Annotated in this window: 11 protein-coding genes; 2 read left to right on the top strand and 9 right to left on the bottom strand. The window is 36.2% G+C overall.

Features of this window, described 5'->3' with window-relative positions:
• Positions 1 to 79: 79 nt before the first annotated feature.
• The 7 genes from Q0972_RS01315 to Q0972_RS01345 form a co-directional block, all read right to left on the bottom strand.
• The gene (locus Q0972_RS01315; protein ID WP_299361597.1) at positions 80 to 808 is read right to left on the bottom strand and encodes a metallophosphoesterase family protein; all 729 of its coding nucleotides are present in this window, start codon (positions 806 to 808) and stop codon (positions 80 to 82) included.
• A gap of 252 nt (positions 809 to 1,060) precedes the next feature.
• Positions 1,061 to 2,344: an outer membrane protein assembly factor gene (locus Q0972_RS01320; protein WP_299361599.1), complete on the bottom strand. Its 1,284-nt coding sequence runs from the start codon at positions 2,342 to 2,344 to the stop codon at positions 1,061 to 1,063.
• 169 nt (positions 2,345 to 2,513) lie between these two features.
• The gene (locus Q0972_RS01325) at positions 2,514 to 3,782 is read right to left on the bottom strand and encodes a hypothetical protein (protein WP_299361602.1); all 1,269 of its coding nucleotides are present in this window, start codon (positions 3,780 to 3,782) and stop codon (positions 2,514 to 2,516) included.
• On the bottom strand, positions 3,779 to 4,513 hold the full coding sequence (locus Q0972_RS01330) for a hypothetical protein (RefSeq protein ID WP_299361605.1): 735 nt from the start codon (positions 4,511 to 4,513) through the stop codon (positions 3,779 to 3,781). The genes Q0972_RS01325 and Q0972_RS01330 overlap by 4 nt, the downstream gene beginning before the upstream one ends.
• A 67-nt stretch (positions 4,514 to 4,580) precedes the next feature.
• Entirely contained in the window at positions 4,581 to 5,585 is a 1,005-nt protein-coding gene (locus Q0972_RS01335) for a glycoside hydrolase (protein ID WP_299361608.1), read from the bottom strand.
• Between the two features lie 112 nt (positions 5,586 to 5,697).
• On the bottom strand, positions 5,698 to 6,603 hold the full coding sequence (locus Q0972_RS01340) for a hypothetical protein (protein WP_299361610.1): 906 nt from the start codon (positions 6,601 to 6,603) through the stop codon (positions 5,698 to 5,700).
• A 35-nt stretch (positions 6,604 to 6,638) separates the two neighbouring features.
• Positions 6,639 to 7,364: a DUF547 domain-containing protein gene (locus Q0972_RS01345; protein WP_299361612.1), complete on the bottom strand. Its 726-nt coding sequence runs from the start codon at positions 7,362 to 7,364 to the stop codon at positions 6,639 to 6,641.
• A 198-nt stretch (positions 7,365 to 7,562) separates the two neighbouring features.
• On the opposite strand from Q0972_RS01345, the gene Q0972_RS01350 reads away from it, so the two are divergent.
• The gene (locus tag Q0972_RS01350) at positions 7,563 to 8,867 is read left to right on the top strand and encodes an FAD-dependent oxidoreductase (RefSeq protein ID WP_299361615.1); all 1,305 of its coding nucleotides are present in this window, start codon (positions 7,563 to 7,565) and stop codon (positions 8,865 to 8,867) included.
• A 2-nt stretch (positions 8,868 to 8,869) separates the two neighbouring features.
• The gene (locus Q0972_RS01355) at positions 8,870 to 10,459 is read left to right on the top strand and encodes a 4Fe-4S dicluster domain-containing protein (protein WP_299361617.1); all 1,590 of its coding nucleotides are present in this window, start codon (positions 8,870 to 8,872) and stop codon (positions 10,457 to 10,459) included.
• 155 nt (positions 10,460 to 10,614) lie between these two features.
• Here Q0972_RS01355 and Q0972_RS01360 read toward each other — a convergent pair whose 3' ends face one another.
• Together Q0972_RS01360 and Q0972_RS01365 are read right to left on the bottom strand one after the other, a co-directional pair.
• The gene (locus tag Q0972_RS01360) at positions 10,615 to 10,947 is read right to left on the bottom strand and encodes a hypothetical protein (RefSeq protein ID WP_299361619.1); all 333 of its coding nucleotides are present in this window, start codon (positions 10,945 to 10,947) and stop codon (positions 10,615 to 10,617) included.
• 157 nt (positions 10,948 to 11,104) lie between these two features.
• Positions 11,105 to 12,712 (bottom strand): T9SS type A sorting domain-containing protein, encoded by a 1,608-nt coding sequence (locus Q0972_RS01365; protein WP_299361622.1) that lies wholly within the window; start codon positions 12,710 to 12,712, stop codon positions 11,105 to 11,107.
• Positions 12,713 to 12,738: the final 26 nt, after the last annotated feature.

The following is a 12,738-nucleotide window of genomic DNA, read 5'->3' on the forward strand; positions in this document are numbered from 1 at the left end:
TAGTTAAGTTTATAATTGTCGGCGAAAATATGAATAAAATATATTAATCAGCCAAAATGAAAGAAAAAAATACAGATAACTATTTATTCCTTCCACTTTCATGTGGATATAAAAGTGTCAATGTATCACTTTGAAATACCTCTTTAGTGTCAATATCAATAGCAGATAATTTACCAGTAAATGCAGCGCCGGTATCCACGTTCCAGACATTAATAGCCTGCATCGGCAGGTATTTATGATAACGAAGGGTTGGTGTATGACCTATATAAATTTCGCTATAATGCTTCAAACGATTTGGATAAAGTTCAGAGTTTCTTTTTATACGTTTGTCCATAATCAATGCCATTTCCCATAGGGTTCTATCGTAATAAAAGGTTTCTTTATGGATTTCTTTTTCTACACCATGCATGGATGTAAATCCTGCGTGAAGAAAAAGCCGTTTGTTATCGTCTATATAATATAGAGGCATAGCCTCAAAAAAGTTGAGATGTAACTTTTTTTGCTCTACACTAAGATTATTATAGCTTTCTAAGGTTTCTTTGCCGCCATGCATATACCATACATTATTGATTCTCCCATCTGCCAGCCAATGTTCACACCAGACATCGTGATTGCCTTTAATAAAAACACATGTATTGGTTTTAGACAATGCTATTAAACGCTCAATAACCTGTGCTGATTCGCTCCATCCATCCACATAATCCCCTAAAAAAATAAGCTTATCGTCTTCAGTGACCTGAGCACGCTCCAATAATTGGCTTAACGCTTTTAGTCCTCCATGGATGTCGCCTATGGCTAGTGTTCGCATTTAATTCAATTTTTGACAAAACTAAGTTATTAATCTAAATATCAAGAAACATATTTTGACTACGTTTAGATGAAAAGTTCGGGATTAGTTCGACCTGCAAAACAAACTGCGAGCATAGCTCAATAAAAATTAAGCATCAGTTACTATTAAATTAATTCTAAAACACTTGAAAAAAGATCCCGAAGCCAGTTCGGGATTAGTTCGACCTGCAAAACAAACTGTGAGCCTAGCTCTTGTTCGTTTTGGGTCTCACTAAAAGTACTGACCAATTCCAAACACAAATCCCTGAGTCGAATTTTCGGTGACACCAACACCGTAGTCAATTCTAAAAATGGCGTTAAATATTCTTTTGTGAATAAATCGAAGTCCAAGACCAGGATACACTCTAAGATTCTGCGAATCCGCAAAATCACCAAAGTCCCCACCAGGATTGCGCCAACTACCAGCATCAATAAAGGCATTACCTTGCAACGCAAACCAACCCTTTTCATAAAGCGTATATCTATATTCGGTATTCAAAACGATTGCTGCCGTACCACGATCAATAAGATTCCCAACGCCTCTAAGATTTAGGTTATTATCAACAGCAAAAGGCGCAAAAGGTGTATCTTCATTAGAGGCTACTCCAAACCGTAAGCGATTGGCCCAATTACCGCGTTTGCCAAAGCGTTTAAAATACTGAAAGTCGTTCCAGCCAATTAAAAAATCGGGCAACATTTCGTCATTTCTAGAATGTACATATTGAAAGTTAAAGATACTTCTAAACCCTTCAACATATTGATAATCATAATTGAGATTATTGTATTCATAAATAAGCTTATAAAGTAACTTATCCACCACTAATTCTTGTGGCACATTAGGATTGGTTGCACCAAACAAATACTCATAGTCCTCGGTAAAAAAACTGACTCCTAATTCTACTCTATTAGTAAAATTAAATTGAAAAAGCCCAAGCAGTTCAATCGATTCATTATTGTAGCGGTAATCGGCTGTAGTATTATCGAAAAACACAGGTTCTTGGGTGGTGAGATTTTGATAGTTAATAGCAAGACCCAACTTTCTGGAAAATAAAAAAGGTGCTCTTAAGTTAATGGCATAGGAATCGAAAATATCCTTTTGATAAAAGCCCCCTAGCGTAATATTTTGTCCAAAAAGGTTGAATTCATGCAGCCCCAATCGGTAGGCAAATTCATCATCGTTGGTGGTATAGACATTAGCTGACGGTATGATGGTAAAGTTCTCTTCAATATTATAAAATACATTATACTCATTAGGTTCTTCTGCTGGAAATACCTGATAATAGGCATGTGCAATTGAAGGCAAACGTTTTAACAATCTAATATCTTCTTCTATAATTGAAGAATCTAGGGCCACACCAGGCTTTATAAACGCTATTTTTTTTACAAAAGACGACTTCAATTTCTTGTTCCCCTGAACTTTTAGATCGGCAACAATATTTTGCTGTCCTTGGCAAACTATTGTCAATAACAGCCAAAAAATGAATAGTAGTAGTCGTCGTATTTGATTAATTAGCATCAGTATCTCGTGTAAAGTTTTTAATTGATTTTGCCTAATTAGATTCAGAATTATTATAAAAATTAAACTTGTACTAGTATTAGGAGATACTGAATCTCACTTCGTTCGTTTAGCATTAGTTCGCTTATCAATATTTTTATGGGCAGAACTCTTAAAATATTGGAACTCACTAAAAGTATTGACCTATTCCAAATACAATTCCACTATCCGCCTTTTTCCCTAAACTCAATCCATAATCAATCCGAAAAACAGCATTGAAAATCCGTTTATGGATAAAGCGCAGGCCCAAGCCAGAGAATAGGCTGGCATTTGTGCCTTGTACCAAATCAGAGAATTCTCCGCCTGGATCTTGCCATGTCCCAGCATCTACAAAAGCGTTGCCTTGTAAAGCAAACCAGCCTTTTTCATATAAGGTTTGTCTGTATTCTGTATTCAACACTATGGAAGCCGTACCTCGATCAACGACATTGCCCACACCTCTTATGTTTAATTGATTGTCTAGAGCAAAAGGCGCGAAGGGTGAACTTGTATTTGTAGCATAACCCAATCTTAACCTATTGGCCCAGTTACCCCCATTCCCGATACGTTTAAAGTATTCGAAATCGTTTCTGCCAACAAAAGAATTCTTCAAAAAGTCGGTATCACCATCTGCTGAAGCCGTAACATTAAAAGTGAATATACTCCTAAAGCCCTCAACATATTGAAACTCGTTGGTAATATTATTGTATTCGTATTCACCAACGATAGACAAACGATTTAAATTGAGCTCTTCTGGAATATCCGACGGCAAATCACCATCTAAAAAATCATAATCCTCTTTAGCAATATTAAGTCCTAGCTCAAACCGATTATTGAAATTATGTTCGTAAAATACCCTAAACTCAAAAGCTCGACTATCGAATTTATAATTAACATCACTTTCATCATCGAGGAATATAGGTTCTTGAAGTACATTATTCTGAAAATTTACGCCTATTCCCCATTTTCGGGTAATTAGATTAGGTGCTTCCCAGAAAAACCCATAGGAATCAAACACATTTCGACTGTAAAAACCACCAATAATCTGGTTTTGCCCAAAAAGATTAAAATCAAAAAGTGAGACCCTGTAGGCTAAATCGTCATTAACATCTTGAGACACATTTAACCCCGGAATAATGGCAAAGTTTTCAACAACTGTATAAGTTATTTTGTAATTACCATCAGCAAGCGCTTCAATCTTAGAGGATGCACTCGCCACCGAAGGCAAAAGTCGAAAGCGTCTTTCGTCTGATGCTACACGTATAGTATCTAGAGTACTACCCTCATTTACAAAAGCCAATCGTTTAAGAAATTTTGTTCGCGTGCGCTTATTACCTTCAATCTCTATTGTTGTAACGGTTTGGGCTTTAATATAGGTACACCCAAGGGTTACAATAAGTATAACCAAGAGTTTTTTCATTCTACTGTAAATTGAGTTACTAATAGCTGATTAACCCAATTATCCTCACTAACATCCATAACCGTAAACTTATAGGTCTGTCCTAGAACTAGATCTGGTGGTGTCCCAACGGTAATGTTTAGTACAACATTGGATGTATTATAATATTGAAATTGATTTTCAAATGTGTAAGTTCCCGAAATTAAATCATCATCTACTGTAGAAACTACTTGAAAAAAGATGGCGTTATCGGTTTCAGAATTTATATCCCAACTAAAAATTGGCATTTGCGATTGTTCTTGATTAACCAAAATATCTTCAGAAAACAAAGTCGGTTGCGTCATTTGCTTTATCCTAATGGGATTGGATAATTTGATGTCGCCATCAATTTCATAAGAAACTATAAACCAACGTTCTGAATCAAAGAAACCAACATATTTCCTGAGAGTTCCATTAAAAAATGGTTCATCATCAATGACCAATAAGTCATAATTTGAAAAATCATTAGGGTCTAGATTACTAGAGTTTGTTTGAAAGAGCTTAAAATTTTCTGAATTGCTCTCAGGAAAAAAATAGACCTCAACATTATTCGGATTTACAACATCATTGCCAGAACAAGCGATGACAGCTCCAACCTCGAAAGATCTACCTTCAATGTAGGATGACAGTGAATTATCTACTTCAGGATTGTTAGCATCATCAGATGAACATGATGCCAATAACAAGGTGATTATGATTAAGGTACGTTTCATGAGATGGTTATTACTAACCTTTGTCGTTACCCATAAATAACCTTACTGAATTTTTTGAATTTTATTTTTATGACTTGTAATAATTCCTGATAATCTCTTCTACAGGCTTATTTTGCGGTGTAAACATTGGGTTATCTTCCCCTCCAACTTTATCATGCTCAATAAACCATTTCCAGATAAACCCTCCTGCAAACCATTTTTCGTTCCAAAAGGTTTCGTAAAGCGCTTTTGTAGTATTGACCTGCGCTTCAAGATTTACTTCACCCATACTACGATCAGACACCCAAGGTTGTTTGCCTGCGTAGTCCACACTTCTGTAACCATACTCAGTAAATAAAATAGGCTTTTGATATTCTTGAGACAATTTGGCGATTACAGGTTTATGGACTTTCCAGCCCTCCAGACAAGTTTCAAATGTTGGTGACTGTTCTTCACTCACCGGAAAGTAAGCATCCACACCTATAAAATCTAGCTGATCCCAAAACGGTGTGCGTCTAAACTCATCCCAATTGGCAGCATAAGTCAACTTGCCCTTGTATTTATCTCTAATTTCTTTTATGAGCTTGGTCCAGTATTCTGGTCGGTATTTTACAAACAATTCGAGCTCTGTCCCTATACAAAGTATTTCTGCTTTTGTTTGTTGTGCTAGCTCGGCATATTCAAGAATAAACTTAGAATAAGTTGATTCTAAAGTTTTCCAGTCAGATTCAGAAGTCATCATAATTTCACCTGTAAACTCACCGCGGTTAACCCAAATCTGAGGTTTAACCATAATCTTAATATCTTGCTTTCGCAATTCTTCAATATACTGTCTGGCGCCTGCTGGAGTTTCCCCAAACCATTGCCAATCCGCATTATACATAACCTTAGGATGTTGTAAACCTCTAATAAAACCAAAGGGCATTACGGCAGCATAGTTCGCATTTATTTTTACAACAGGAGTTACGTGAGATTGATCGGCTTTATTTTTAGAAGCCACAAAACTCACACCATTAATTTTTTCTTCTTGCCCATTGCAAGAAGACAATGTCATAACTACAAGGCATAAAAAAAGGCGCTTAAAACATTTCATTGTTAATGAATTAAGTGCCTAAAATATTGAAAATTGTCTTAACTATAATGAGATCCTGTTCTAAAAACGGGATAATTAAACTAAACCTTTTTGAAAACAAAAATGAGTGTCATTAAAATAAGGCTCTTAAACCTATATTAAATGTTTGTCCCAAACCTGTATCATTCCCTCTTACAAAATTTGTATATAAAAGCTCTACGTTAAGTTCATCAGTCAATTGGTATTTGGCACCACCTCCCAATGCAGTAAAATCTTGTTCGAATCCGTCAGTTTCAAAAGCCAATAATTGTGTGTGTTGAACTAATCCTAAAACTGTAAATTTTGAACTTGGAAAATAACTTAAAAATACTCCAGGTGACAAGCGTAAACTATTATCCCAAAGGCTATCATCTTTTGGAAAACTATATTCAGTATTCAATTCGGTAAAGATTTGCCAATCCCCATCAGCAAAGCTATAGTCGTAAAAAAACCTGTTTTGGATGAAGAATCCATTTTGGTCGAGAAAAACACCATTATTAAGTTGATTACCTTGGTCATCAAGAATGATATCTTCAACCTCATTATCAACCAAAGGAATATGCAAAGCGGTTTGAATCGTAAAATTACCTACGCTTTTTATTGGATTAAACTTAATGGCTGGTGCAAAAGATGTAAATCCTGAACGCGCAGTACCAAATTCGCCATCAAATTGAAATACTTCAAAAGAGTTTCGGTCCGCAACAACATTAGTTCGAAACTCTAACAGCAAACCCAAATTAAAGCTTGAATTTTCTGAAACCCCAGTAAAAATCTCTAATGTAGATGTCAAATATGTTTCTCTTGGTTCTGTTCCGTCCGTAAATGTACTTTCGGTTTGAGTATATAGGTTATTAAACCACTTAATGTCCCACTGACCTTTCTTTAATAGAATTGAAGGCGTATATTCTTGTATAACACTTCGCTGTGTATCTTCATCTTCTTGAGAAAACCCTAAAAAGGATATCATCAAAACTATTAAAAGTATATTTAGTTTTTTCATCTTTTCTGTATTTGGTTGTATTATTTAGTTAGTTTTTATTGCTTGTTCAAATTCCAGTTATACGTAAAGTAACTGAGCTTATAATTATCAGGGATCTTCTCTCTTCTGTATTGATTGATAAAATCTATTTCGCTCATACCATCTATGGTGAAGTCTTCTTTATACCACTTCATAATTTCTGAAGCTTCAACCTTTTTCTTTTTGGTATTTACTTTTAAAAAAGTGCCATTTAATGCTATTTTGGTTTGTTGGTCTAACTGTGCATTTAGCGTATTAGGCATGTATGCTTCACTAATTAATGGAGGACAGCCCAAAGCGCCACAAACCAACACAAAATGGAATCTAGCATCATTAAATTTTGCTCTAAGCAACTTATGTTCTATATCGTTAAGTGTAATGTTTTTACCTGCTAAGCTATAAGTGGTTTTGTCGAAAAAACCTTTATGATCGAGTGGAGACTTTGTTGGATAGTTATCTATAATACCCTTAATAACACTAATGTTATAAGCATTTATCCAAAAGGCTTGGTAGTTCCGATAGCTATCGGGATTAGCATCTGAAGCTTCTACGGAAATCCCATCAGCGATTTTTAAAAGTTCATCTAAAGTGGATTGATCTTTGTGAATCGTTTTATAGTCTACTTTTCCGTTTTTAACATGGGTCTTTAAAAATGTATTGGTTTTAGCAAAGAAGCTATTTAAATCTTGAGCACTAACAGTAAAGGTGATAAGTAATGCCACTAAAAAAGTATGAAGTTTCATTATTTAAAATTTTGATTAACGGCTCTTAGGTCGAACTTAAAATGTTGGACTTACAAGAATATTAAAAGAATTTTAGCGTCTTACTTCTCATAAAAACCTTACAGATAAACGGTTAATTTAAATCCTTTCTAAATTGAATCCATCAATTAAGTTCTTACCTTTAAGTGCGACAGATCAATCACTAACAATCAAATTTTTATGGAACACATTGTCATTATCGGTAATGGTATTTCTGGAGTTACCTTAGCCAGACATATCCGAAAACTTTCCGAAAAAAAAATCACTATTGTTTCAGCGGAAACCGAATATTTTTTCTCACGCACAGCTCTTATGTATGTGTATATGGGACATATGAAGTTTGAGCATACACAACCTTATGAAAATTGGTTTTGGGAGAAGAATCGTATCGATCTTAAAAAAGGCTATGTGGAAAATGTGGATGTAAATTCCAAGATACTTCATTTTTCAAATGGTGAAACTATGCCCTATGATAAGCTGGTTATAGCAACAGGAAGTAAACCTAATAAATTTGGATGGCCGGGACAGGATTTAGATGGTGTAATGGGCATGTACCACAAACAAGATTTAGAAAATCTTGAAAAATATGCGCCAAATAAAGACATATGTAAGCGTGCTGTCATCGTAGGTGGTGGATTAATAGGTATTGAGCTAGCCGAAATGTTAAATAGCAGAAGTATTCCCGTAACCTTTTTAGTGCGAGAGTCTAGCTTTTGGAATGGCGTATTGCCAGAGGGCGAAAGTGCTATGATTAATAGACACATTAGAAATCATCATATTGATTTACGGCTTTCTACGAACCTAAGAGAGATAAAATCTGATGGCAATGGAAAAGTGAAATCGGTAGTTATAGAAGAAACTGGCGAAGAAATTCAATGCGATGTGGTAGGTTTAACAGCAGGTGTATCTCCTAATATTGATTTTTTAAAAGATTCTGAAATAGAGACTGGGCGCGGCGTAAAAGTGAACCGCTATCTCGAAACCAATATCCCAGATGTGTATGCCATAGGAGATTGTGCAGAACAGCGCGAAGCTATTGGTAATCGCAGACCCATTGAAGCCGTTTGGTATACAGGCCGTATGATGGGTGAAACCTTAGCACAAACGATTTGCGGAAATCGCATGCAGTACAAACCTGGGCATTGGTTTAACTCTGCCAAGTTTATGGATATAGAATACCAAACTTATGGTTGGGTATTTGGAAGCAAGGGACAGCCAGACCATGAAGAACACTTCCATTGGAAACACAAAGATGATACAAAATGTATTACCGTTGCATTCGATAAGAACACCAACGAATTTTTAGGCATCAACACTTTTGGTATTAGAATGCGACATGAAACATTTGACAAATGGCTTACTGAAAAACGTGACATGGACTATGTAATGAACCATCTAGCCGAAGCCAACTTTGACCCTGAGTTTTATTCGAGATTTGAAAAAGAGATTTTAGCAGCCTACAACAACCAACTACAAATCGTATAACCATGAGTAATAAATTAAATCATAGCATGTCTTTAGCAAGACCAGACGCTTTAGACATCACCACAAAACAAAAGGTAGCACTAGGTATAGGCATTGTTGGATTATTCATATTGGCCTTAGCACTTTTTAATACCGACTTTGCTAATCAAGGACTGTTCTTAACTTTAGCATTGGGGTTTATTGTTTCTGGTACGGCTATCTATTCTAGAAGTGCTTATCTAAATAAACTAGAAGGCATAAAAAATGATGGGCAGTGGTTTAAATCTATATCCTCAAGAGGGTTTTGGGGCTGGGCTGCAGGTATAATTCTAACTACATTTTATATCATATTGTATTTCTATCCTCAATATTTAGGTCTCGGAAAAGATGGTGCAGAAAACACCGGACTCATAAGTCTTTTTGACCCTTTAAGCCAATTATTAGCAGGTAGAAATGCCAGTCAATGGTTTGTTTACGGTACACTTTATACCATTGCTATTTTGGCATTTGGTTATAAGTTTATTTTGAAATATAGGCATAACCGCTATCAAAAGATAAGAACAGTTTCAGTGATGTTCTTTCAATTAGGTTTTGCTTTTTTGATACCAGAGTTTATGTACGTAATGAATAATGATTTACCATACTATGACTTAAAAAGCATCTGGCCGCTTAACTATTATATTTTTGATGAATGGTCTGTTAAAGGATTTCTATCTAATGGAAATATTGGTCTGGCCCTAATTCTGTTTGGTATTCTTTCCATATTTGTCATTACTCCTATACTTACTTACAAATACGGTAAACGCTGGTACTGTTCTTGGGTTTGCGGCTGTGGTGGTCTTGCAGAAACCGCTGGGGATCCATTTAGACATTTATCCTCTAAAAAACTATCGGCTTGGAAATTAGAACGCTGGTTAATTCACTTAGTGCTTGTCTTTTCTGTAGTGATGACAACTGCTATGGTCTATACTTATTTAGGTTACGACAGCAATGATTTTTGGTTAACAAGAGGTGTATTCATCACGTTGGTCATAGTTTTCCTTACTATGATCTTTGCTGGTGTTATGTATTTTAAACGACAAGAACTAGGAAAAGACGCCAAATATGGCGCCATAGGTTTCTTTGTTGTTATTGCGCTTTTACTCATTATGCATTTTACTGGAACTACTAATGAATTGTTTTATGTGAAAGCCGGTAACTTAAGATCAGTTTATGGTATTTACATCGGCTCAATCTTTTCAGGCGTTATTGGTACAGGATTCTATCCCATTTTAGGAAGTAGAGCTTGGTGTCGCTTCGGTTGTCCCATGGCAGCGATCTTAGGATTCCAGCAACGTTTATTTTCAAAATTTAGAATAACAACCAATGGCGGTCAGTGTATCTCTTGCGGCAACTGTTCTAATAGTTGCGAAATGGGAATCGATGTTAGACACTATGCCCAAAAAGGCGAAAACATTGTACGTTCTAGCTGTGTTGGTTGCGGTATATGTGCGGCTGTTTGTCCTAGAGGTGTATTAAAATTAGAGAATGATAGCATGAAAGGGCGAATTAATCCGACAGAGGTTTTATTAGGTAATGATGTAGACCTCATGGCACTTGTAAATCAGAAATAGAAGCCACAACAGCATTGACCATTTGTACCTTAGAACTAACTGTATCTATACACATCTTAAGTTTACAGTCTATTACTTTTTGAATATTAATCAGAAAGAACAAAAGAGAGAAATAAGGTTAATATTATAAGGTGAAAACTCTGAGTCAATTAAGTCTAATCTGTCATTTTTGTATAGGTTAATCCATCCCAAATGGCTTTTACAACTATACCTTCTTCTATATTAAAGTGAATAACTGAACCAGATCGTGGTATCATCTCCACTCGAATTGAATTGGGATCAGTATAAGGTTCTGCTACTGGCGATTTTAAATTCCCAACCTGTGCAGTTAATTGGTTACCTACAATATATTTAATTTCGAGAGTGCCAAATAATTCGCTGATGTAGGTTCCGGCATATTCTTCATGTGGGAGTTCCAGTTGCCAAATTCCATCCATAACCATAACCGAAACGTTTAAGATCACCATATTTACTGTCTTGAGTAGCATGAGATAAAAGGCTATTTTTAATCATACTGGCATCAAATATTTGTTTTTGGTACAAATGTTTCAGTTAAAAACCAAAAAAACACGCGAACTAACGAGTTTCAATTAAAATACACAATAGGTTAATTAGATTAGAAAATATCCTAACAAGCTATTCGACTTATTTTATAATCAGTTTCTCTGTTTTTTCCTGTTGATAATTGCTCAACTTTACAATGTAAACATTACTGGCCAGGCGAGAAGCATCGATTTGATGTGTGTTTCTACCAGCAGCTAGGGTATCGCTTAAGACAAGACGTCCTTGGATATCGAACACACTTAACGTGCTGTCTTCCAACAGTTGTCCCTCAACGTATATGGTCTGGTCTACAGAAAACAACTGTAAGCTTGTAACTACCTGGTTTTCAACTCCTAATGTTATATTTCCAAAATGAAGAAAAAACCTTCCTGTACCATCGATAGCTTCACTGGGAACAAAAGTATAATCTTCATTATTGAGCAATGTAAAGGTATTGAAGACGTTGTCTTCCAAATAGACCTGGGTTGCTTCTGGTAAGCTAGAATCTTCTATACTGAATACAACCTGCTCTCCTTGTGAAGCTTTAAGACCCAAAGGGATGATCACATTAGTCATGTCATTATCTGACAAAGCCTGGACCGCTATTTTACGACCGGCATTGTTCTCCACAAGATTGGAGTACAATTCAAAATTTGAAGCACTGCCAGAATAAATGGCAGCGTCATAGCCTATATCCAAACCTAGCGAACCGTCAGCATTAAAATAAAACTCCGTGGGATAGGAATTGGTATTATCACTTGCCAAAAGCCGTAATCTATAATTCTCGCCGTTGGGCCTGCCCAAGATAAAATCATCTGTGCCACTAATCGATCGCATAGCCGTGGTGAACGCTAATGTGTTGGAATTAGCGGGATTATCACTAACAAAGAAGCCCTGTCCCGGTGCAATGTTGACGTCAGTGTTCAACATGTTATTTATGATTATAAAATTATTTATTTGGCCCGGTCCTGAAAATGTACCGTCTGTGTAACCATAAATGGCTGCAGCACTAGGGTCCAACGTACTCAATGCAGGGTCTGCATCTGTGTTTTCGATCAGAAACTCCTGAGCCTTAATATAGGAAGGGTAAGGATTCCCAACCAAGTTCCAACGACTGTTCGACATCGATGATGTCGTTATTGAAACATTGGCCACATCTGTAGAACGTACCTTGCCACTAAATCTAATGATATGATCTGATGCTAATTCTGTGGCAGCACGATAACCTTTACCTTCTTCCAAAAGGTCTACATTGTCTGAATCGTAATTAATATAAGCTCGTAGATCATTATCGTAGGGCCCGAAGGCGAAGACGGAAACATCGCTTGGGTTATTGGCAATAACGTTTTGGTTATCACCAAAGGTCAACAGGGTCACAAAGTCAAAACCAGTATCAAAAACTGGCAATGCCACCAAATCATTACCACCAGAAGTACCGCTACCTATGGCATTAACATAACGATCATAGTGAACATCAGCAGAACTGGTACCAAGGGAACCGTCTAATATCAAGTTGGAATAGCTGTTGGATGTTGACTTTAGTACAATGTCTGCATTGGTAAAAGAGGCCTCGGAGCCGACCACGAGTGAAGTCCCTTCTGTAACAGTCACTCTATCTTGACCCTTGGTTGTAACCGTAAATACAGAAAATGTCATTAAAAACAGTACTACTTTTTTTAGTGGACTTATTTTAAGGAAGGAATTTTTCATTTCAAAAAATTTTAGTTTTGGTTTTT

Origin of the sequence: Winogradskyella sp. (genome assembly GCF_028282165.1) — a bacterium.
Classification (GTDB): Bacteria; Bacteroidota; Bacteroidia; order Flavobacteriales; family Flavobacteriaceae; genus Winogradskyella.